Annotated in this window: 18 protein-coding genes and 1 pseudogene; 16 read left to right on the top strand and 3 right to left on the bottom strand. The window is 61.2% G+C overall.

Annotation, left to right across the window (positions count from 1 at the left end):
- Positions 1–87: 87 nt before the first annotated feature.
- Together KF791_09925 and KF791_09920 are read right to left on the bottom strand one after the other, a co-directional pair.
- Positions 88–825 carry a sigma-70 family RNA polymerase sigma factor gene (locus tag KF791_09925; GenBank protein ID MBX3732899.1) on the bottom strand — a complete coding sequence of 246 codons (738 nt, stop codon included), beginning with the start codon at positions 823–825 and terminating at the stop codon, positions 88–90.
- 141 nt (positions 826–966) lie between these two features.
- Positions 967–2,129: pseudogene (locus tag KF791_09920) on the bottom strand (ATP-binding protein).
- 851 nt (positions 2,130–2,980) lie between these two features.
- Here KF791_09920 and KF791_09915 point away from each other — a divergent pair.
- Positions 2,981–4,150, top strand: coding sequence for a Fic family protein (locus tag KF791_09915; protein ID MBX3732898.1), 1,170 nt, complete (start codon positions 2,981–2,983; stop codon positions 4,148–4,150).
- 416 nt (positions 4,151–4,566) lie between these two features.
- Here the strand turns inward: KF791_09915 and KF791_09910 are convergent, their stop codons facing one another.
- Positions 4,567–4,944: an ATP-binding cassette domain-containing protein gene (locus KF791_09910; protein ID MBX3732897.1), complete on the bottom strand. Its 378-nt coding sequence runs from the start codon at positions 4,942–4,944 to the stop codon at positions 4,567–4,569.
- Positions 4,945–6,092: 1,148 nt separating this feature from the next.
- On the opposite strand from KF791_09910, the gene KF791_09905 reads away from it, so the two are divergent.
- From KF791_09905 to KF791_09835, 15 genes are all read left to right on the top strand, one after another.
- Positions 6,093–7,394, top strand: a complete 1,302-nt coding sequence (locus KF791_09905) for a TolC family protein (GenBank protein ID MBX3732896.1) — start codon at positions 6,093–6,095, stop codon at positions 7,392–7,394.
- Positions 7,391–8,197, top strand: a complete 807-nt coding sequence (locus tag KF791_09900; protein ID MBX3732895.1) for an efflux RND transporter periplasmic adaptor subunit — start codon at positions 7,391–7,393, stop codon at positions 8,195–8,197. The genes KF791_09905 and KF791_09900 overlap by 4 nt, the downstream gene beginning before the upstream one ends.
- 2 nt (positions 8,198–8,199) lie before the next feature.
- Positions 8,200–11,400: an efflux RND transporter permease subunit gene (locus KF791_09895; GenBank protein ID MBX3732894.1), complete on the top strand. Its 3,201-nt coding sequence runs from the start codon at positions 8,200–8,202 to the stop codon at positions 11,398–11,400.
- 6 nt (positions 11,401–11,406) lie between these two features.
- Complete coding sequence (locus KF791_09890) at positions 11,407–11,742, top strand: YnfA family protein (protein ID MBX3732893.1); 336 nt, start codon at positions 11,407–11,409, stop codon at positions 11,740–11,742.
- A gap of 27 nt (positions 11,743–11,769) precedes the next feature.
- Positions 11,770–12,231, top strand: coding sequence for a hypothetical protein (locus KF791_09885; GenBank protein ID MBX3732892.1), 462 nt, complete (start codon positions 11,770–11,772; stop codon positions 12,229–12,231).
- A 69-nt stretch (positions 12,232–12,300) separates the two neighbouring features.
- Positions 12,301–12,564, top strand: coding sequence for a hypothetical protein (locus KF791_09880; GenBank protein MBX3732891.1), 264 nt, complete (start codon positions 12,301–12,303; stop codon positions 12,562–12,564).
- Between the two features lie 84 nt (positions 12,565–12,648).
- Positions 12,649–12,930 (top strand): hypothetical protein, encoded by a 282-nt coding sequence (locus KF791_09875; GenBank protein MBX3732890.1) that lies wholly within the window; start codon positions 12,649–12,651, stop codon positions 12,928–12,930.
- Positions 12,923–15,139, top strand: coding sequence for a cadmium-translocating P-type ATPase (cadA, locus tag KF791_09870; protein ID MBX3732889.1), 2,217 nt, complete (start codon positions 12,923–12,925; stop codon positions 15,137–15,139). The genes KF791_09875 and cadA overlap by 8 nt, the downstream gene beginning before the upstream one ends.
- Positions 15,136–15,591, top strand: a complete 456-nt coding sequence (locus tag KF791_09865; GenBank protein MBX3732888.1) for a hypothetical protein — start codon at positions 15,136–15,138, stop codon at positions 15,589–15,591. The genes cadA and KF791_09865 overlap by 4 nt, the downstream gene beginning before the upstream one ends.
- A gap of 95 nt (positions 15,592–15,686) precedes the next feature.
- Positions 15,687–16,433 carry a hypothetical protein gene (locus KF791_09860; GenBank protein ID MBX3732887.1) on the top strand — a complete coding sequence of 249 codons (747 nt, stop codon included), beginning with the start codon at positions 15,687–15,689 and terminating at the stop codon, positions 16,431–16,433.
- 4 nt (positions 16,434–16,437) lie between these two features.
- On the top strand, positions 16,438–19,581 hold the full coding sequence (locus KF791_09855; GenBank protein ID MBX3732886.1) for an efflux RND transporter permease subunit: 3,144 nt from the start codon (positions 16,438–16,440) through the stop codon (positions 19,579–19,581).
- 472 nt (positions 19,582–20,053) lie between these two features.
- Positions 20,054–20,398: a hypothetical protein gene (locus KF791_09850; protein MBX3732885.1), complete on the top strand. Its 345-nt coding sequence runs from the start codon at positions 20,054–20,056 to the stop codon at positions 20,396–20,398.
- Between the two features lie 6 nt (positions 20,399–20,404).
- A complete protein-coding gene (locus KF791_09845; GenBank protein MBX3732884.1) occupies positions 20,405–20,755 on the top strand; it encodes a hypothetical protein in 351 nt (116 codons plus the stop codon).
- Positions 20,752–21,252: a hypothetical protein gene (locus KF791_09840; GenBank protein ID MBX3732883.1), complete on the top strand. Its 501-nt coding sequence runs from the start codon at positions 20,752–20,754 to the stop codon at positions 21,250–21,252. The genes KF791_09845 and KF791_09840 overlap by 4 nt, the downstream gene beginning before the upstream one ends.
- A gap of 7 nt (positions 21,253–21,259) precedes the next feature.
- Entirely contained in the window at positions 21,260–21,853 is a 594-nt protein-coding gene (locus KF791_09835) for a sigma-70 family RNA polymerase sigma factor (GenBank protein MBX3732882.1), read from the top strand.
- Positions 21,854–21,879 lie beyond the last annotated feature (26 nt).

Raw genomic sequence — 21,879 nt, 5'->3', positions numbered from 1 at the left:
GACGCTGGGCGGCGTCAATCCCCGGGGTCCAGGCGGGCGAGCGACGTGGATACCACGCTGTAGGTCCCGATGTCCCCGGTGGTCACGTCAGGTCCCCCGCAGCGCCTGCAGCAGTCCCCGAAGCTCCTCGGCGACATCGCTGCGGGTGCCGACGGTCTGGCCCACCTCGTCCAGCAGCAGTTCGCGGTACCGCTGGCGGAACCGGTGCAGCAGGGACTTGAAGGCGGGCACGCCGAGGCCCAACTGCGTCGCCGCGTCGGCGAGGGTCGGCGGCTCGTCGCCCGCGGTCAGGAACCGTTTCAACACGTCGAACCGGACGTCGGCCCGGTCGGCGCATTCGGCCGCCAGCCGGGCCAGCACGCGGCTCAGGAGCGTCTCCGCCCAGGCCCGTTGAAACAGCCTCTCGGGCGTGTCGCTGTTGGAAGCTTCGCCGACGTAACCCGCCTCGCCCCGCTCGGCGATCAGTTGGTCCAGCGAACCGGTAACGACGCCGCCGCCGCGCCGGAGACGCCGCCCCTTCTCCCAGCCATTGATGAGAAACCGGTTCAGGGCGGTGAGCAGGAAGGAGCGGAAGCGGCCGCCTTCGGGCGAGAGGCCCTGGGCGAAGTCGTTGGCGAGCAGCTTGGCGAAGAAGTCCTGGGTCAGGTCGGAGGCATCCTCCGGACCGTGTCCCTTGCGGCGCACGAACGCGTAGAGCGGATACCAGTAGTCCCGACAGAGCTGTTCCAAGGCCGCCTGCGCCTGCTCGGGACTCGCCCCGCCCGCCCGCAACACCACGCTCCACCGGGTGGTGGTGAACTCGCGAGGTGGGGGAGCTTCCGGCATGGGATCTGGTGCCGGAAATTGTGGCGAAATGACGGGGGTGTGGGAACGGGAAATCAGTTGGGAGCTGAGAGGCCGGAACGGGGGGAGGCTCCGAGAAGCGTCGCGTCAACTCAACGTTCCGCTTTCAACTGGTTTCCCGTGCTACCCGGCCAGTTCCGCCATGAGGTCGCGGAGTCCAATCGACTGCACGCCGTCCCGGAGCGGATGTCGTCCGGTTCCGGAGTGCACCACCCAGCCTTGCGCCACCTCCAGATCGGAACACCCCTCGTGGAATCCCCGGGAGGGGGAAGCGTCCGGACTGCGCTTGATCTCCACCGCCCACCGCTTTCCTCCAGGCAGTTCCAACACGAGGTCAACTTCGGCGCCGCCGGAAGTCCGGTAGAATCCCGGGACCGTGCGCGCCGGCGCCACCGCCAACAGGCTTTCGATCACGAATCCTTCCCAACTCCCGCCGACCACCGGGTGCCCAAGGAGCGCATCCCGATCCCCGATTCCCAGGAGCGCATGGACCAGTCCGCAGTCTCGCAGGTACACCTTGGGCGATTTCACCAGCCGTTTGCCCACATTCACCGCGTAAGGGGTGAGCCGACGGACCAACAGCAGGTCCACGAGCAGATCCGTGTATCGTCCCACGGTTTGTCCACTGACCTCCAATCCCGCCGCGAGTCGCGCCGCGTTGTGAAGTCCACCTTGGGCATGAGCCAGCATCGTCCAGAACCGGCGGAGTGTCTCGGCCGGAATTCGGGGACCGAACTGGGGAATGTCGCGCTCCAAAAAGGTTCGGATCAGGTCGTCGCGCCACGCCAGGCTCTCCTCGTCGCTCCGGGCCAGAAAGTTGTCGGGGAATCCTCCGCGCACCCAGAGCGTCTCGTCGTCGCCCGGATCGACCTCACCCGGGTGAAGGGGTCCCAAGTCCAGATAACTGATGCGACCGGCGAGGCTTTCCCCGCTTTGACGCAGGAGGCCGATGGACGCCGAACCCAGAATCAGGAATCGCCCGGTGCGATGTCCGCGCCGGCGCCCTGCATCAATGACTCCCCGGAGAACCGGAAACAGGTCCGGAGTCCGGTGAATTTCATCCAGGATGACCAGCCGTTTTTCTCATGGAGCGCCAGAAACGCGGGGGGATCGGACAGCTTGGCGCGGTCGGAGGCCTTCTGGAGATCCAGGTAAATGGCGTCGGATTGGCGGGCGATTTCGAGGGCCAGCGTCGTCTTTCCGACCTGTCTGGGTCCCAGCAGGGCAACCGCGGCCTGGCGCTCCAATGCCGCCCGGACAGCCGGGACCATGGCGCGATTGATCATCCATGCAAATCTTCCACGCCGTGGACGATTTGCAACCGCTTCGATGGATCCGCTCTCCCAAGACAGCGCGGCCCGTGCCTCCCCCGGGCTCGCTCCTCCGGCGCGCAGCACGACGCTCCACCGGGTGGTGTGAACTCGCGGGGTGAGTGGACTTCCGGCATGGGACCGGACGCCGGAGGTCGTGGCGAAAAGGTGGGGGAGGGGAAGCTGCGAGGTCGGAACGGGGGAGGCTTTGTTCAATCAACGACAACTATTCTTCCCCGCCGGGAAAAATAATCGTCGTTGTACACGGCCGCACGGGCCATCGGACAACTGGAACAGATCAAGGTCCTGTCCCCCGTGGGAAATGCCCGACGGGACCGGGTGTTCTGTGCGCGGGCCATCCTGGACATTCTGGGGGAACCCGCCCGCTTGAAGCCGAGGTCAACGTCGGTGGGCGAGATCTGATGAAGATGCTTGCCGAAACGGGCTGGCGCGTCCTCATACCCGCCGAGTTCTTCCGGGATTTGCCGCCCGATTCGCGATCAGGAACTGAGCCACCGATAACGGATCCCACCGGAAACCGGCAGTGGCGGTTGGGAACCGGGCCGTATCCACGCAGAAATCTGGAGGTGAGGGTTGGAATCGCCCGCCTGTGCGGCATTTGCGGAGACAGAATGACGCGGTTTTCCCGGGAAACCAAGCGTATCCCGGGCGAATCTGGCACCCGCAGGTAATGGCCGGTTGGTGTCCAATTTGGTGTCCATTTCTTCGTCCGAAGGGTTGAAATAGTGAACCGCGTTATTTCATTTATTGATCACAATGTGAAATACTGGGAATCTGTCGTCGTGCCAAGGAAAGCAGAAGAACCAATCCCCGCGCGGGCTTCCGGACGGTGGATCCGGACACTGGAGGGCTATCGGGCCTTCCATCCAAACCCTCTGCCTCCCCACTTGGACTGGACTCCGGCCCTCGCGTCTGCCCTGGCGGATGCTTCCCTGCTGGTGGGCCGGTTGGAGGGAGAAGGCCGACGATTGCCCAATCCGCACCTGCTCATCCGGCCGTTCGTGCGTCGCGAAGCCGTGCTGTCGAGCCGCATCGAGGGGACGCAGGCGACATTGGGGGAGTTGCTGGCGGCTGAGGCGGGAGCGTCCGTGGATCGCAGCCCGGACGATCTACGGGAGGTGGGCAACTACGTGGCCGCCTTGGAGCACGGGATCGGGCGCCTTCAGTCACTGCCGATGTCTCTTCGCCTGGTCCGGGAGTTGCACGAGCACCTCATGACCGGGGTGCGCGGAGCCCATGCCACCCCGGGTGAATTCAGGAGGACGCAGAACTGGATCGGTGGTCCTGGCGAAACGCTGGCGCAGGCGGGATATGTGCCCCCTCCGCCGGAAGTGTTGGGGGAGAGTCTTTCCGCGTGGGAGAAATTCCTCCACGAGCGGATGCTGCCTCCGCTGGTGCACGTTGCCCTCTCGCATTATCAGTTTGAGGCGATCCATCCATTTCTCGATGGCAACGGTCGGGTGGGACGTCTTCTCATCACGCTGCAACTATGCGAACGGAACATTCTCCCAGCACCGTTGCTCTACCTGTCGGCCTTTTTCGAGGCGACACGGGCGGATTACTACGCGGGTCTGCGCGCGGTGTCGGAACGCGGTGACTGGGAAGGCTGGGTGCAGTATTTTCTGAATGGCGTGGCGCGGCAGGCGGAGGATGCCTTAAGCCGGGCTGAGCGGATCAACGGCTTGATGACGACGTGGCGGAACCAACTGTCCGGCAAGGCCGGGACCAAGCTGGCCCTCCAGATGCTCGACATGATCGGGAGCAACCCGTTTGTGACCCCACGAGGAGCCGAGTCCCGATTGAACATCGCCTACAATACGGCAGCACGGGCCATCGGACAACTGGAACAGATCAAGGTCCTGTCCCCCGTGGGAAATGCCCGCCGGGACCGGGTGTTCTGTGCGCGGGCCATCCTGGACATTCTGGAGGAACCCGCCCGTTTGAAGCCGATGTCAACGCCGGCGGGCGAGATCTGAGGATGATGCTTACCGAAACGGATTGGCGCCTCCTGGTTTCCGCCGAGTGCTTCCGGGATTCGCCGCCCGGTTCCCGTACATGAACTGTGCCATCCACTGGTGATCCCAGTGGAATCCGGCAGTAGCGTCGGTGAATCGGGCCGAAACCACGCAGAAACCTGGAGGCGAGGGTCGGAATCGGACGGCGGTTTGCCGTTCGGACTGCCCATCACTTCCCATTGAACCTCAGCCCCTTGGGCTGGCAGGTCACAGAACTATTGGAAAATGGCCTGATTCTGCCGTGTCCGTCAAGTTGCCCGACAATATCCGGCAAGCCTGTCACTAGCATTTCACTACCCACCCAAGAACGCCTTGCTGGCACTTTTGCTGGCACCGGTGTCGGAGGATTCGGCAACGATTGGGCCGAAAGCCACGAATCAACATTGCGGCTGAATTTGCCCGTCCCTCAGGGCCATTCGGCGCTCGGTGGCCGCCGCCAGGGCCGGATTGTGGGTTATCACCACCAGCGTAAGTCCGCCGGCATGGAGTTCCTGGAAAAGCCGCCGGATGGAGTTCCCGGTATCGGAATCGAGATTGCCCGTGGGCTCGTCAGCCAGGAGCAGAAGCCGACGGTTCATCAATGCCCGGGCGATGGCCACCCGCTGCATCTCGCCGCCGGAGAGTTCGTGCGGACGGTGGTTGCGCCGCGCTAGCAGGCCGACGGTATCCAGCAGTTCCTCCACGCGCCGTGCATCGGGTCTCCGGGCAAAGCAGGCCGGCAGCGCGATGTTCTCGGCCACGGACAGCGTCGGCACGAGACCGAAGTGCTGAAAAACAGAATCCCAGCCGGTCGCGACGCAGACGGGTCCACTGCGGCCTCCGTCAATCCGGAGGCCTCCTGTCCGCCCAGATGCAGCGTGCCGGCGGTGTGTGCGTCCATGCAACCGAGCAGATTCAGCAGCGTGGTCTTGCCGGAGCCGGATGGCCTGGTGATCGCGATGAATTTACCGGACCGAATCTCAAAGGATGCGTCCTTGAGAGCCTCCACTGTCTCGCAGCCGCGCGGGCACTTTTTCAAACCAAATGGCCACCACGGCGGCCAGGGAGCGGAAGGAGGATACAGGCGGCATGGGGGGGCAGGCGCCGACCGGCGTGCGCATCGCCACCCGCGGTAGCAGACGTGCTGCCCGCTAAGCGGGCAAAACACCCGGCCACGCTGCCCAGAAGCAGCGCACCACCCAGGCAGAGGAGGGCGATGCTGGGCTCAATGCACACCAGCGGATCTGCGGGGGCGAATGGGAGGCGGTCGCGAAGCCAGGATTCGATGGCGTGAGACGGGGTGGCGGCATGGATCAGTCCGAGCAAGCCGCCGCCCACCAACATCGGGAGTCGGTGCTCAAACCACCGATGTCCATGATCACGAAAGTCTCGGTTGCATTCGGATTCGGAATTCCCTAATTCTTGGAGCGTTGAAGCGGAGTTGGAACAGTCTGTGGATCCTCGTGCTGGCCTTCTGGCTGCCTTGTACCATGCATTGTTCCTTGGAAGCCGTTGGCCTCGTTTTCGCCGAATGCTGCAACGGGGCCTCTGAAGGGCACGATGCATCGGACACCCACTCTGGCGATTGCGAGATTTGTACGGCAGTTGAATCGGGTGGTTACACGACGCCTGCGCCTCAGTTGGATCTCATCAAGCCGCTGTTGGCAGTTGTGGTGTTGATCGGGCTGGAACAAGAGGTCCCGGTTGCTTCTTCGAAACACTCCTCCCTCCACGCACTCCCGCTGCCAGACGCACCACCGTCATGGCGTTTCATTGAGCGCGCCGCCCTTCCTCCGCGGGCGCCTTCCTTCGTGAGCTGACCGGTTCCCGTCCGGGAGCTGGTGAATCTGTGACGGGCACCTCCCTGCCCGGACCTCCCTCTCCTGGCGGCGATCCCGCCATAACCGCAGTTTCAGGCTCATTTATGTCTTTCAAAAACAATTACTTGCCGCTTTGTCTCGTCGCGATTTTTGGTGCAGCCGTCCAGGCTGACCAGCCAGCGCCTCCTCCGACAGCGTTGACCATCGAAGATCTGGTCCACAGCACGGTGGTCCAGAATCCGGAAATCCGCTTCTACGAAGCGCAGGTGGTCGCGGCGAAGGCCGAACGACAATCGGCCGGGTTGCTCTCCAATCCGGTGGTTGCCAGTGAGGTTGGGCCGATGCGTACCCGGGACCGCGACGGCAACCTGACGGGTGAGGGAGTCGCCTGGTCGGTCTCGGTCATGCAGGCCTTTGATTGGCCCGGACGCATGGGCCTGAGGAAGGCGATTGCCAATCGAGACATCGCCCTGGCCGAACTGGGCCTCGCAAGATTTCGGGCAGCACTCGCCGCCCGGGTCCGAACGCTATCCTACGGGCTGTTTGCCGCCCAGGAGAAGGCCATTGCTGCCGCCGAGGTCGCCGGGCGGTTGCGGGACCTGAAGGAAGTTCTGGTTCAGCGCGATCCGGCTGGGATCACACCGCTGTTGGAGACGCGAGTGATTGAAGCGACAGAACTGTCCGCCCAACGCCAAGCCTCCGAGTTGGCGCTGGCCCTGGAGTCGGGTCTGCTGGAACTCAATGCGCTGCGAGGACTGACCAACACCGCGCCGTTCTCCATCCTGCCGGCTCAATTGGAATTCAAACCCGCGGGTGACCGCGCACGCCTGACCGCCCTAGCCCGTACCAACAATTTTGAACTGCGGCTGCGTGCCGTGGAACTGGAGCAGCAAGGATTTCGGGTGGATCTGGCCAAGAACGAGCGCTGGCCCAGCATCAGCATCGGCCCCTCGATCTGGCAGCAAAACGCCGCCGATGACCAACGCTCCGTGGGAGTCGGGATCTCGTTTCCCCTCCCGCTCTGGAATCGAAACTCGGCCAATATCCAATCGGCAAAGGCAAGGCAACTGCAGGCGGAGACGCTCCTCACTGTCGCTCAGAGAGACACCGAGCGACAAGTGGCCCAAGCGGCGGCGACCTATTCCGCCAAACTCCAAGAAATGGACCGCTGGCGGCCCGAGGCCGTGACCCATTTTCGTGAGGCTGCCGAGCTGGCAGATCGTCACTATCGGTTGGGGGCGGTGCCTGCCGCGACATACGTCGAGCTTCAACGCCAGTACCTGGAGGCGGTCCGTGGGCTATTGGACACCAAGCGGGAAGCTCTCGAAGCGGCCCAACAGTTGGAGTATCTCACCGGATTGCCTGAACCTTTGGTCACCGCCCAAACCGCCGCTCCCAATCCATGAAGGGACTTCTCCATCTCTGCTTGGTCATATTCATGTTGACTGGCTGCCGGCGTGGTCCCGACGGGGCGACTGCTGGTGAATCCGGGCATGGCCACACCGAATCGGCGCCCGGGAAACCCGATGCGCACGGCCACAGTCATGGCCACGGCGAAAGTGAAGGCGCCAGCGGAGCCTCATTCAAAGAAGGCCAAGGAGTTTTGGTCAAAGACGAGGCAAAGAAGTTGTTGGGCATTGAAGTCGTGGACGTCGCCGAGAGGGAGATGCCCGCCGAGCTGCGCACGACCATCCAGATATTCGGGGAGCGGCATAATCTCAACTCCCGGGAACACGATACCTGTCTTGTTCAAGGGGCAGCATTCGTTGCAACGAATGCTGCGGCTGTCCTGAAGGCGGGACAGTCCGTCGAACTGCGCCAAGGAACCAACGCGGCCTTTGCAGGAACGGTCCTTGGCGTACCGAAGAGCCTCACTTTGGGAGAAGCGGAGATCGTGATTGGCATTTCGAATGCCGCCGCATCGCTGAAGCCGGGCGACTTCGTTTCCGCTCTCGTCAAACTACCACTACAAGGACCGGTTCCAAGCGTTCCCGTCTCGGCTCTGCTTCGCACCGCCGAGGGCACCTACGTTTATGCCGTAAACGGGGACGCCTATTTCCGCACAGCGGTAAAGACGGGCATCGAATCGGGCGGCTGGGTCGAAATTACTGACGGACTGCTGGCCGGCGACCAGGTCGTCGTTCAGCCAGTGCAGGCACTCTGGCTCATCGAACTGCGCGCCACCAAGGGCGGCGGTCACTCTCACTGATCATGCTCAACCGTCTCCTTGAGTTTTCTGTCCGGCAGCGAGTCTTTGTGCTCCTCGCCACCTTGATCCTTGTCGGCATCGGTGTCTGGTCCGCGCTACGCCTCCCGATTGATGCGGTGCCTGACATCACCAATGTCCAGGTACAGATCAATGCCTCGGTGTCGTCGCTGGCGCCCGAGGAGATCGAGAGGCTCGTCACCTTTCCGATTGAGAATGCCATGGCCGGTATTCCGGGCCTGACCGAACTTCGGTCTCTGTCGAAGTTCGGGCTTTCGCAAATCAATCTGATCTTTGAGGACGGCACGGACATCTTCCGATCCCGACAGTTGGTCAGTGAACGGCTTCAGACGACCATTGATGAACTGCCGGCTGGACTGACCCCGAAACTGGCGCCCATCAGCACGGGCTTGGGCGAGATCTACTACTACGTCGTCGAGTACGATCCGACTGCGACCAATCGGCCACCAACTCGCGAAGCGCAGTTGATGGAGTTGAAACTCATCCATGACTACCTCATCAAGCCCCGGCTGCGCTCAACACCCGGTTTGGCCGACGTCAACGCTAGTGGGGGATATGAAAAGCAGATCGTCATCCAGCCCGATCCCGAGAAACTCAAGAGTGCGGGCCTGTCGTTCGCCGAGGTGGCGGAAGCCATTGGAGAAAATGTCGAGAACGCAGGCGGAAGCATCATTCAGCTTGGAGGCGAGACGGTCACCGTTCGGGCGGCTGGCCGGGTCCAAACTTTGGATGAAATCAAAAATCTCCCGATCCAGTTTGGCGCCCGGGCCAGCCCTCTCCGGGTAGGCGATGTCGCCGAAGTCGGAATTGGCAAGGCCGTCCGGACAGGAACCGCGACCTACAATGGCGAAGAAGCGCTGCTGGGTGCCGCGCTCATGCTGGCCGGAGAAAACAGTCGTCTGGTGGCCAAGCGAGTGGACGAAAAGCTGAAGGAGATTCAGTCCAAACTGCCCGCCGGAATCCTCATCATCCCGGTCTATGATCGGACCGTGCTGGTGGACCGCACCATTCGGACGGTCGAGACCAGCCTCTTTGAAGGAGCCATCCTGGTCGTGGTGGTCCTGCTGATCATGCTTGGCAATTGGCGGGCGGCTCTGATTGTGGCGTTGGCGATTCCTCTCTCCCTCCTGTTTGCCATAACCGGAATGGTTCAAAGCCGGGTTTCTGGGAATCTGATGAGCCTCGGCGCGATTGACTTCGGGCTGATAGTGGATGGATCCGTGGTCATGGTGGAGAACATTATCAGGCACCTGGCGGAGAAGCAGCACCAACTCAAGCGACGCCTTACTGCTGTGGAACGGGCGAATGAGGTGATTGCTTCGGCGAAGGAGGTGGCCAGCCCGATGTTTTTTGGCGTGTGTATCATCACCGTGGTCTATTTTCCGATCCTCGCCCTCACGGGAATTGAGGGGAAGATGTTCAAGCCGATGGCCATCACCGTGATCTTTGCCTTGGTGGGCTCCATGGTCCTCGCCCTAACACTAATGCCCGCGCTGTGCTCCTTTTTGTTGGGGGGAAACATCAGGGAGTCCGACAGCTTCCTGGTCACTTGGGCCAAACACCTGTACACCCCAATTCTTCGGTTCGCCCTGAAATGTCGGTGGTTGGTCACGGGCGCTGCGGCTGGTTTCTTCGTGCTGGCTGTCTTCGTCTTCGGACGTCTGGGCGCGGAGTTCGTGCCTCAATTGGACGAAGGTTCATTCGCTACACACATGATCCGGACCACGAGCATCGGAATTGATGCGAGCATCGAGATGCAGAAGCGTGGGGAAAAGTTGCTTTTGGAAAAGTTCCCCGAGGTCGCCTATACCTTCAGCCGTCTGGGTACCGCTGAGATTGCCAGCGATCCAATGGGAGTGAACGTCGCCGACACCTACATCATGTTCAAGCCATTGGATCAATGGCGTAAGGTGGACGGAAAACTCATCAGCAAGGAGGCATTGGCCAACCTGATGACCGAAGAACTCGGAATGCATGTCCCAGGGGAAGGACATCTTTTCAGCCAGCCCATTGAGATGAGGTTCAATGAGATTCTCGAGGGCACACGGGCCGACATCGCTGTAAAGGTCTTCGGAGACGATTTTGCGGTCATCGAGAAGATCGCATCCGAGGTGCGGGAGATCCTGGAAACCATCCCTGGAGCGGGCGATGTGGAATTCGATGCGCTCGGGAAATCGCCTCTTCTGGAGATCATCCCCAAACGGGAGGCCATGTCCCGGTACAATCTCCATGCAGCAGAATTGAATCGGGTGGTGGCCACGGCGCTCGCGGGGCAGGAGGTGGGCAAGCTCATCGAAGGAAACCGTCGCTTCGACATCGTCGTCCGGCTCAGCGAGGAGTTGCGGGAACGGATGGAGGAGTTGAAGCGCCTGCCGGTCCGCGTTGAAGGCGGCGGATTGCTCACCCTTGGTCAGGTCGCAGATTTCAAAGTGGTCGAGCAGGTGGCTGCCATTTCCCGCGAGTACAGCCAGCGACGGGCGGCGATCATGGTCAATCTGCGCGGTCGGGACGTGGAGAGTTTCGTGCTGGAGGCGCAGCGTAAGATTACCGAGCAGGTCAACCTTCCTGACGGCTATAGCATCGAGTTCGGAGGCCAGTTCAAAAATCTTCAGGAGGCTAGGCGACGACTGATGGTGGTGGTACCAGCGGCGCTGGCGCTTATTTTCGTTCTGATTTTCATGGCGTTGCAGAGTCTCCGGCAGTCTTTGCTTGTCTTTCTCGCCGTTCCTCTCGCCGTCACCGGTGGTGTCTTTGCGCTTTGGCTCCGCGACTTGCCGTTCAGCATTTCAGCCGGAGTCGGGTTCATTGCGTTGAGCGGGATCGCGGTTCTCAATGGACTGATGATCATCACGTTTTTCAATCAACTGCGGGAACGAGGAGCCGATGTGCGTACTGCCGTCTGGGATGGTTCCTTGCTGCGGCTGCGCCCCAAGCTCATGACAGCTCTTGTCGCCTCGTTGGGATTCGTACCGATGGCGATTGCCGGCGGTGCAGGGGCGGAAGTGCAACGCCCGCTCGCGACCGTCGTCATCGGCGGCATCCTGAGTTCCACTTTCCTGACGCTCGTATTGCTCCCAACGCTTTACGAGTGGATTGAGCGAAAGAAGAAACCTGCGAACGACGCGCCAGCGGAACTGCCTTCGAGTGAAGCCGAACCGTCTCCTGACGCCGCGACCGCTTCATGACCCCAAATGAACTCCTATCTCAACGCCATCGGACTGTTCGCAGTAACGGCCCTGGCCGAAATCTTCGGCTGTTACACGTTCCACCTCTGGCTTGCGCAGAAAAAGTCGTCGCTCTGGCTCGTGCCAGGCGTAGCGAGCCTGGCGCTCTTCGCGTGGCTGCTGACGCTACACCCGACCGCCGCTGGACGCACCTATGCGGCGTATGGTGGAATTTATATCGCGGCCTCGCTGGCGTGGCTCAAGTTAGTGGATGGGCAGACGCCCGGTCGCTGGGACATTCTTGGCGCGGTCGTCTGCCTAGCTGGCGCGACCATCATTTTGTTCCCTCACCTTAAAACATAAACACCATCCGAAAGGACAGTCACAAACATGAAAACAAAGCTCCGCATCCTCACCCTCGCCGTCGCGTTCTGCGCCGCGCTCGCCCTCCCGGCCAATGCCCAAAAGAAGCACGATCATGATGAACACAAGGCAACCCCCAAGGGCGGACGACTGCTCGACAAGACCGAGCCGCACGCCGAGTTCGTCGTCGAGAAGGACCGCACCGTGACCATTAACTTCTACAACGACGACATGAAGCCCGTCGCCGCCACCACGCAGGCCGTAACCGTCATCGCCGACGCCAAGAGCGGGAAGGAGACACTCCAGTTCGAGAAGAAGGGTGACTCGCTCGTCAGCAAAAGCAAGCTGCCCGAGGGCGAAGGGTACAACGTCGTCGTGCAGTTCAAGCAAACCGCCGACGCAAAGCCGGTGAACCTCCGCTTCAAGCTGGACATGTACACTTGCGGCGAGTGCAAGCGGGCGGAATACGCCTGCATCTGCGATCATTGAACAACCGATATCAACGCTCGCCGCGTGGTCGCCTTTCACCACGCGGCGGGTCAGGCGAAGGGACGCAATATGAAATCTTTGAAGACAATTCGCTTTGGCCCGGCATTGCTGTGCCTCGTGTTGTTCTCGGCCACTGCGGCGATCGCCCACACCGACCGCTCGCGCCCGGCGTGTGGCATCGTGGACCGTCTCGATGTGGCAGGTCGCACGGTTCAGTTCGCCCCCAAGCACGGCAAAGCTCCGACGGAACTCGCCCTGACGAGCCAGACGAAGTTCATTCACAACTGGTACTTCGCTCCGGCGGAGGAACTCAAGGACGGCACCAGGCGGTGATCTATCATCGTACGTCATTTTTCGGAAAGCCGTTTGTGACGAAAGTGGTTTGGGTCAACGGGAGCTGACGCCGGAGACAGAATCGTGAGCCGATGGTTGTCACCCGAAAACGCCGCCCGACGTGCCGAACGTGCCACGAAGGACGCCGCGCAACGGCGCAAGGAGAAGCGTCGAAGCCTGATGCTGATGGTCGGCGTTGCCGTGGTCTCTGTGGGGCTGACGGTCGCCGATTACTTCTGGCTGCGGCATCAAGCGAAGCAGAAGCACGAGCGGCATCACCAGCTCCAGCAACGCAGCAAGTTGACCAACGCCCCTGCGTCTAGAGCCCCGCCTGTCCGGCAGAATCAGGTGACGAATCATGACTGAAGAATGCAGCAGTTGCGGATGCGGATCGAAGGCCGGCGCTCCCATCGCGTCCGTTCCCGTGCCCGCGTCGGACGGAAGGCCCGGAACGACCCTGCGCGTGGCGGGGATGGATTGTCCCGATGAAATTGCCGCGATTGAACAGGTTTTGAAACCGCTCGCCGGGGTGGGCGAAATCAAAGTCAACCTCATGGCGGGCACGGTGACGATTGGCCACGACCAACGCATCACCCCGCAACAATTGATTCAAGCCATCGGAACTGCGGGCTTGAAGGCTTCGACGATGGATGGCGCCGAAGCGGAGGATGAATACAGCGGCGATGCAACACGCGTCCACCTGATCCTGGTGGTTGTCTCCGGTATCTTCACGGGCGCGTCGCTCCTGTTTCAGTGGCAGAATCTTTTCGCGCCTTACGGAAAAGCCGTTGCCGCAGTCGTCGCGATCCTTGCCGGAGGTTGGTTCATTCTTCCGAAAGCGATTCGCGCCCTGCGCCATGTCTCGCTCGACATGAATGTGCTGATGAGTGTCGCTGTGATCGGCGCGGCGTGCATCGGCGAATGGACGGAGGCGGCGGCGGTCGTGTTTCTTTTCGCGTTGTCGGAACTTTTGGAAGGCTTCAGCGTCGGTCGCGCCCGCCGAGCCATTCAATCACTGCTCGAACTCACGCCGGATACCGCGTTGGTGAAACGCGACGACCAGATTCAGGAAGTCCGCGTTGAGGAGGTCAAGGTGGAGGAAACCCTGATCATCAAGTCAGGAGCGCGCGTACCGCTCGACGGCGTTGTGACTTCCGGTGAATCCGCCATCAATCAAGCGCCCATCACTGGCGAATCCATGCCGGTGGAAAAGAAATCCGGCGATACCGTGTTCGCCGGAACGATCAATGGTGAAGGCTCGCTCGAAGTGAAAGTGACCAAGGCTTCGACCGACACCACGCTGGCGAAAATCATCAAGCTTGTCGGTGAAGCGCAGAGTCAGAAAGCGCCTTCCCAACGGTTCGTGGACCAGTTCGCGAAGATTTACACTCCGGCGGTTTTCGTCGTCGCCATTCTGGTTCTGCTGTCCGGCCCGTTGCTTTTCAACGGCGCATGGCTGGAGTGGACTTATCGCGCCTTGGTTCTGCTCGTCATCGCCTGTCCGTGCGCGCTGGTGATTTCCACGCCGGTTTCAATCGTCTCCGGCCTGACCGCGATGGCGCGGCACGGCGTCCTCATCAAAGGTGGCGTATTTCTGGAAGAGATCGGGAAACTGAAAGCTCTTGCGGTGGACAAGACCGGCACAATCACCGAAGGCAAACCGCATGTCCAACAAGTGATTCCGTGGAACGGGAATTCCGAGGAAGAAATTGTGAGCATCGCCGCCGCAATTGACAGGCACTCCGATCATCCGCTCGCGCAAGCCGTCGTAAAGTACGCGGAGAAAAAGAAGGTTCGATTCCCGCGCAGCGAGAACTATCAGTCCAAAACCGGGCGGGGCGCGGAGGCGCAGATTGACGGGCATCTCTATTTCGTTGGCAATCACCGCTTCGCTCACGAATCCGCTGTCTGCTCGGACGAACTCGAAAGGAAGTTGGGCGAACTGGAAGCCCAGGCGATGTCCGTCGTCATCGTGGGCCATAAACCGCACGAAGGCTGCGCTGGCGAAGTGCTGGGGATTCTCGCTGTCGCCGACACAGTTCGCTCCAATGCCGTCGAGGCCATCAAAGCCATTCGCTCCGCCGGAGTCGAAGAAGTTGTCATGTTGAGTGGCGATAATCAGCGAACGGTCGATGCCATTTCCAAACAGATCGGCATTGACGAGGCGAAAGGTGACTTGTTGCCTGACCATAAGATTGAGCGCATCCGTGAGCTGGTCGCGCAACACAAGCACGTCGGCATGATTGGCGATGGCGTGAACGACGCACCCGCGATGGCCGCAGCGAGTGTTGGTATCGCAATGGGCGGCGCGGGCACGGACACAGCAATTGAAACGGCAGACATCGCGCTCATGCAGGATGATTTGAGCAAAGTGGCCGAGGCCATTCGGCTAGGCCGTCGTACCGTAGGCATCATTCAGGCGAACGTCGCCTTCGCGCTCGGCGTGAAGGCCGTGTTCCTCGGGCTCGCCTTGTCCGGCCACACCAGCCTCTGGCTGGCGATTCTGGCCGACACCGGCGCAACACTTGTCGTCATCACGAACGCGCTGCGGCTGCTGAAGCGAGGTAGCCGGTGAGCGATTGGAGACGTAAAGTCTCGGATTGCTCCATTTCGTTTCGGATGGTATTTTTCACTGTCGTGCATCGGATCAAGGCAATCGTGGCGGTACTGCTGGCGCTTGTTTGGTTGCCAGCGGTTTCGTGTTGCCTGGTTGATGCGTCGGGACTGCTCGGCAAACAGGAGTGCTGCTCGAAGGAGCATTCGCATCGCCCTTCCGTTCCCGGCAACTGTGATCAGCCCTGCGGTGCGCTGGCCTCCGCTTCCTACCTGCCGCAGCAGAGTCAGTTGCTCGTCATCGCGCCTCTCGGCGTGCCGCTGTTCGAAGCCGCTTTCCCGCCAATTGAGGTTCACCGGCCCGCCGGAGTTGGCCGCGAATTACCCGCGACCGCGCCGCCCGAGCTGGCGAGGCACTGGCAGTTCTCCTCCCGCACGGCGCTCGCCCCGCGCGCTCCTTCCTTCGCTTCGTAACCAGTCCCGCACGGGGCTGGCCCTTCTGGCGCGGTGCGCGACGCATCGCGAGTTGTTTCCCTGTCGGTGTGCAACGGTGAAGTCCATTTGTGTTTATGAAGCGAAATCAATCTTGTTTTGGAAGTATGCTGGTCGCGGCGCTAGCGCTTGCGGGTTGCCAGCCGAAGTCCGGCGAACCGGCGGCGGGCGAGGAGTCGGTAGAGATCGGTCCGAAATACAGCGCGAAAAGCGGCCTGCATGTGCCGGATGAAACGCGGCGCTCGCTCGGCTTGAAGACGGTCGAGGTCACGGAACAAAAAGTTCCGGCGACGCTCGACGTGCAGTTGCGCGTGTATCAAGAAGGCCAAGAATCCATCCTCGCCAGCGCCACGGTTACACCGGACGAGGCGAAGCAGTTGAAGCGCGGGCAAACGGTTCAGGCCCGCGCGAACGGCGCTAGTTACACCGGCAGCGTGGCGGCTGTGGACGACCGGTTGCAGAAGGCCACGGGCATGGCCGAGGTGCTGGTGGAACTAGCCCGCACCAATGGAGCAGCCAGCATCGGAGCGTTTCTGTCCGCGACTGTTGCGTTCGAATCCGAGGCGACGGTTGTTTCGATACCACGCGCGGCCTTGCTGCAGTGCAGCGACGGACATTCCGTTTACACGGTGAGCGGCGAGAGCTTGGTTCGCACGCCGGTCAAGGTGGGCGCGATGGCGGGCGACCTGGTGGAAATCAAGGACGGCCTTTACGCGGGTGACCAGGTGGTGTTGCAGCCAGTGATGTCGCTGTGGATGACGGAACTCGCGGCGGTAAAAGGTGGGCAGGCATGCTGTGTGATGCCCGCGGGGAAAGGGAAGTAGCCGCATGGTCCTCAAGACCCTTGAATTCTCGCTCCGGCAGCGGGCGCTGGTGCTGCTCGCGACGCTCGTGCTCATCGGGGTGGGCGTATGGTCGGCGATACGGCTGCCGATTGACGCCGTGCCGGACATCACCAACCCGCAGGTGCTCATCAACACCGCCGTGCCCGCGCTCGCGCCGGAGGAAATCGAAAAGCTCGTTACGCTCCCGCTCGAAAGCCAGATGGCCGGTCTGGCTGGCATGATGGAACTGCGCTCGCTCTCAAAGTTCGGTCTGTCGCAAATCCGCATGACGTTCGAGGACGACGTGGACCTGTATCGCACGCGGCAACTGGTGAGTGAACGATTGCTCGGCGCGGCGGAGAAGTTGCCGCGAGATTTGCAGCCCCGGCTCGCGCCCATCAGCACCGCGCTCGGCGAAATCTTCTACTACTCGGTCGAATTCGCTGCCGATACGACGAACAAACCGCCCACACGCTACGAGCAGTTGCAATCGCTCAAGCAAATTCAGGAATACGTCATCAGCCCTTTACTTCGCGCCACGCCGGGCGTCGCCGAAGTGAACACGAGCGGCGGTCACGAACGGCAACTCGTCATCATGCCGGACGCCGCGCGACTCGTCAGCGTAGGCCTGAGCCTGAACGACCTCGCGCACGCCATCAGCGAGAACACCGAGAACGTCGGCGGTGGTCTGGTGGAAATCGGCGGTGAACAAATCGTCATCCGCGCCAATAGTCGGGTGAGCACGACGGAGGAAATTGCGCAGCTTCCGCTCAAGTTCGCCGGGTCAGTGCGGCCGTTGCTGGTGCAGGATGTGGCGCAAATCGGTATCGGTTCAGGATATCGCACTGGCGCGGCGACAGTGAATGGCACGGAAAGCGTGGTCGGCGGCGCGTTGATGCTCGCGGGCGGAAACAGCCGTATCGTGGCCCGCGACGTGGCCGCGAAGCTGGCGCACATTCAGGAGAAACTGCCGCCGGGCGTTGAAGTGCGTCCGCTTTACAACCGCTCCGACCTGGTGAATCGTACGTTGCATACGGTTGAGAGGAATTTGTTCGAGGGCGCGTTGCTGGTGGTGGTCGTGTTGTTCGCGTTGCTCGGGAATCTGCGCGCGGCGTTCATCGTGGCGCTGGCGCTTCCGCTTTCGATGTTTTTCGCGCTAACCGGCATGGTCGAAAGCCGCGTCTCCGGCAATTTGATGAGCCTCGGTGCGATTGACTTTGGCCTCATCATTGATGGCGCGGTCGTGATGGTGGAGAACATCATCCGGCATCTTGCGCACAAGCAGAAGGAACTTGGCCGCGAACTCACCGCCGCCGAACGATTCGACGAAGTGCGCTACTCGGCGAAGGAAGTTGCCAACCCGATGTTCTTCGGCGTGCTCATCATCACGGTCGTCTATGTGCCGATCCTCGCGCTCACGGGCATCGAGGGGAAAATGTTCCGCCCAATGGCGCTCACTGTCATTTTTGCGCTGACGGGCTCGCTCGTGCTGGCGCTCACGCTCATGCCGGTACTGTGCTCGTATTTCCTGCGGGGCAAAATCCGCGAGCACGACAACTGGCTGGTGCGACTCTTCAAGGCGCTATACACGCCGCTGCTCGAATGGGCGCTGCGGTTCAAGCCGGTGGTAGTGGCCGCAGCCGTAGTCCTATTCGGCTCATCGCTGTTCCTGTTTACGCGGCTTGGCGCGGAGTTCATTCCGCAACTCGACGAAGGCACGATGCTGCTTCAATTCATCCGCAGTAGCAGCGCCGGGCTAGACGCCTCCACAGACTTGCAGCAGAAGTCCGAAAAGCTGTTGCTGGAGAAATTTCCGGAGATTGACCGCATGTTCGGCTTGATCGGAACGGCGGAAATTGCCGTTGACCCGATGGGCGCGAACCTTTGCGACACCTACGTCGAACTCAAACCGCGCCGCGAGTGGCGCAAGGTTGACGGACGGACAGCAACCAAGGAGCAACTCATTGACTTAATGCGCCGCGAACTCGCCGTTCACGCGCCGGGTCAGACCTACTTGTTTACGCAGCCGATTCAGATGCGGTTTAACGAAATGATGGCAGGTGTGCGCGCCGACATCGCGGTGAAGGTTTATGGCGATGACTTCAAGGAACTTGAGCGGCTCTCGACAGAAATTCGCGACTTGCTGCGCAAAATCCCCGGCAGCGGTGACGTGGAGTTCGACGCGTTCGGACGCTCGCCCTTGCTGGAAATCAAACCCGACCGTGATGCATTACGCCGCTACAACATGCAGGCCGGCGATCTCAATCACGCCATCGCCACGGCCCTCGCGGGTGAGGAAGTCGGCTCGGTTATTGAAGGCAACCGGCGGTTCCCCATCGTGGTACGCCTTGCCGAAGACGCGCGCCGCAGCCTAGACTCCATGAAGCGCCTGCCAGTGCGGGCGGAAGCGGGCGGATTGCTCACGCTCGGTCAGGCTGCGAACTTTCAGATGACCGAACAGGTCGGTGCGGTGACGCGGGAAGCAGGCCAGCGGCGGGGCGCGATTCTCGTGAACCTGCGTGGGCGCGACGTGGAAGGCTACGTCAAGGAGGCACTCGACCGCATTAAGTCCGAGGTGAGTTTCCCGCCCGGTTACTACTACGAGTTCGGCGGGCAGTTCGAGAACCTGCAAAATGCCCGTGCGCGTCTCGCGCTTATCGTGCCGATGGCGCTGGTTTTCATTTTCATTCTTATCTTCATGAGTTTCGGCAGCTTTCGGCAGGCGGCGCTCATCTTCGTCTGCGTGCCGTTGGCCGTTACCGGCGGCGTGTTCGCGCTGTGGACGCGCGACATGCCATTCACCATCAGCGCGGGCGTCGGCTTCATTGCACTCTCCGGCATCGCGGTGCTGAACGGCATCATGCTCATCAGCTTCATCAATCAACTGCGTCGGCAAGGTCGCAGCGTGCGCGATGCCGTCGTCGAAGGCACGCTCACGCGCCTCCGCCCGAAACTCATGACTGCGCTCGTCGCCAGCTTCGGCTTCGTCCCAATGGCCGTTGCCACCGGCGCAGGCGCGGAAGTTCAGCGTCCGCTCGCCACCGTCGTCATCGGCGGTATCATAACCTCGACTTTCCTCACCCTCGTCTTGCTGCCCGTGCTCTACGACTGGATCGAGCGAAATCGCTCTTCGTCCGTCAATGCGTAATGCCACACCTGAATCGCAGACGGCGGCCAATACGCCAAGATCCATGAAGCCTCACGAACATTGGGACCAAGTTTATCGGACGACGTCAGTTGGTATCAGCCCGGCCTGAGGTTTGGCTTCGGTGTATCGAGGCGTGCGGAGTGAACCCGTATGGGGGTATCATTGGCTTGGGAGGAGGGGCTTCGGTGCTTGTGGATTGCCTGCTGGATGGCGGCTACATTTATTTGGTGGTCCGTCCGCGCCGATCGGCTTCTCCCAGTCGGCGTTCCTGATTGCATTGGCGGCGGGCAGAGAAAGCATCCCTCAACCAAGGACCTGGAATCCTTCCACTATCGAGCGATGTGCTCGAATGCTGGCTATCAGGGTGCAGGCCAGCCGAATCTTTATCGGGGCAGACCCGAGAAGAACTCGGCGACGCGCGAGCAGGCTGACTTTCAAGGAGCGTGCCGACTGGTGCAGGAGCGAACTCGCGGTGGGTCTCACCGAGCTTTCGATTCCGCAGACCAGGACCGGCCTCCGCATCAGAAATCACCAGTTCGATACCGGTCCCCCCGGCCTGCATTCCAAGCCAATTTTTCCCGGCGAATCGGGCCTGCTGGCGCAATTTAGCATGGTGACCATTGACGCAAGTCGGGCCGTCTCCTGCTCGGGCACAGCCCGGCACCGTGACTTTCGCCAGCTTCCTTTCTCTAACGTTTCTGCTGTCCACACGGACTGGTGGTGCCCGCCCTTTGCCCAACATTTCGTGAGGGATTTTCTGGTTCGCGGCGTATTCAAGAATGTGTACAAAGCGGAGAAGAGCCGGCCAACGAAGTGAAAACTTATGAAGACTGACAATTCCAACACGAACACGCCTGGGCTGCGCGCGTTGTTGAAAGAGTGGAAGCAAGAGGCGTCGTTGCCTCCACGCTTTCAGGAGCAGGTTTGGCGACGCATCGAGCGAGCTGAAGCCGCGCCCGTGCCGTCCGTCTCGCTCGCCACGGTATTCGCAAACTGGCTCACGAACCTACTGCCTCGGCCTGCGCTCGCCACGGCCTACGTGGCGGTGCTGCTCGCCATAGGCGCAAGTGTGGGCTGGAGTCAGGCGCGGCAGGAAACGGCGCGCGTCGCGGGCGAACTGAGCGCCCGATACGCGCAGGCGGTTGATCCCTACCAAACCACGCTACAGCCATGAAGCGTGGCCTACTGATTCTTACGCTCGGCGTGGTAGGTGCGCTCGTCGCCTACTGCTGCGTCTATCTGACGGGCACGGCCAAGCCTCGGGCGATGATGCAAAGCCCCAAGCCCGAACTCGCGTGGCTGAAGCAAGAGTTCAATCTTGGCGATGCCGAGTTCAAGCGGATCTCCGAGCTTCACGCCGGCTATCTGCCGCAGTGCAAGGACCGGTGTCGTCGGATTAACGAACTCAACAACAAGCTGTCTGAAGTGCTCATCAGCACCACGCAGGTGACACCGGAAATTGAGAAGCTCTTGAATGAGAGGGCGCAGATACGGGCTACCTGCCAGTCGGAGATGCTCAAACACTTCTTTGAAGTGAGCCGCACCATGCCGCCAGAGCAAGGCAAGCGTTACCTCGCTTGGGCGTGGGGCAATACCTGTTTTCGCGAACAAGCGATGAACCACGGTACAGACAGCCACGCAGCGACGACGAACCCCGCTCAACATCCATAGTTCCTGCATGAACACGGACGAACTCGACGTGCAGGACATGACCCGCCTCGCGGCAGGCCACGACGACGCGCTCAAAAGCCTGATGGAGCGTCACGCCGGCAAGTTGTTCAATTACCTCGTCCGCTGCCTGCAAAACGAAGACGATGCGGCGGACGCTGCTCAAGAGACGTTCGCGAAGCTCTACCTGCACCGTAGGAGGTTTGACTCTGGACAAAAGTTCTCCACGTGGCTCTACACCATCGCGGCAAATTTGGTGAAAGATCGTTACCGCTGGCGCTCACGCCATCCACTGGTGTCGCTGGACGCGGAGAGTATCGCGACTGGCGACAGCTTCCGCGATTCTCTACCGGGAAATGACCCGCTTCCGCATGAAGAGGTGCAGGCGAAGGAACGCTCCGAAACTGTCCGCCGCGCCGTGGCCGCGCTTCCCGAAGAATTGCGTCAGCCGCTCATCCTCTCCGAATACGAAGAACGCCCACATGCGGAGATCGCCGTAATCCTCGGCTGCTCGCCGAAGGCGGTGGAGACACGCATCTACCGCGCCCGCCAGCAACTACGCGTCAGCTTGGGCAAGCTTTTGGAACCTGCTCGGAGCACTTGACGAAAGTTTCCGAAAATTCCTTGAGG

The sequence above is a fragment of the Verrucomicrobiia bacterium genome, from assembly GCA_019634635.1.
Lineage (GTDB): Bacteria > Verrucomicrobiota > Verrucomicrobiia > Limisphaerales > UBA9464 > UBA9464.
The sequence above is the reverse complement of the archived record's forward strand: the minus strand, read 5'-3'. Positions and strand labels throughout refer to the sequence as shown.

What these genes read in the sequence shown, in the direction of transcription:
- KF791_09925 (MBX3732899.1), bottom strand. Translation starts at nt 825, where the DNA reads ATGCCGGAAGCTCCCCCACCTCGCGAGTTCACCACCACCCGGTGGAGC.
- KF791_09905 (MBX3732896.1), top strand. Translation starts at nt 6,093, where the DNA reads ATGTCTTTCAAAAACAATTACTTGCCGCTTTGTCTCGTCGCGATTTTT.
- KF791_09900 (MBX3732895.1), top strand. Translation starts at nt 7,391, where the DNA reads ATGAAGGGACTTCTCCATCTCTGCTTGGTCATATTCATGTTGACTGGC.
- KF791_09895 (MBX3732894.1), top strand. Translation starts at nt 8,200, where the DNA reads ATGCTCAACCGTCTCCTTGAGTTTTCTGTCCGGCAGCGAGTCTTTGTG.
- KF791_09890 (MBX3732893.1), top strand. Translation starts at nt 11,407, where the DNA reads ATGAACTCCTATCTCAACGCCATCGGACTGTTCGCAGTAACGGCCCTG.
- KF791_09885 (MBX3732892.1), top strand. Translation starts at nt 11,770, where the DNA reads ATGAAAACAAAGCTCCGCATCCTCACCCTCGCCGTCGCGTTCTGCGCC.
- KF791_09880 (MBX3732891.1), top strand. Translation starts at nt 12,301, where the DNA reads ATGAAATCTTTGAAGACAATTCGCTTTGGCCCGGCATTGCTGTGCCTC.
- cadA (MBX3732889.1), top strand. Translation starts at nt 12,923, where the DNA reads ATGACTGAAGAATGCAGCAGTTGCGGATGCGGATCGAAGGCCGGCGCT.
- KF791_09860 (MBX3732887.1), top strand. Translation starts at nt 15,687, where the DNA reads ATGAAGCGAAATCAATCTTGTTTTGGAAGTATGCTGGTCGCGGCGCTA.
- KF791_09855 (MBX3732886.1), top strand. Translation starts at nt 16,438, where the DNA reads ATGGTCCTCAAGACCCTTGAATTCTCGCTCCGGCAGCGGGCGCTGGTG.
- KF791_09845 (MBX3732884.1), top strand. Translation starts at nt 20,405, where the DNA reads ATGAAGACTGACAATTCCAACACGAACACGCCTGGGCTGCGCGCGTTG.
- KF791_09840 (MBX3732883.1), top strand. Translation starts at nt 20,752, where the DNA reads ATGAAGCGTGGCCTACTGATTCTTACGCTCGGCGTGGTAGGTGCGCTC.
- KF791_09835 (MBX3732882.1), top strand. Translation starts at nt 21,260, where the DNA reads ATGAACACGGACGAACTCGACGTGCAGGACATGACCCGCCTCGCGGCA.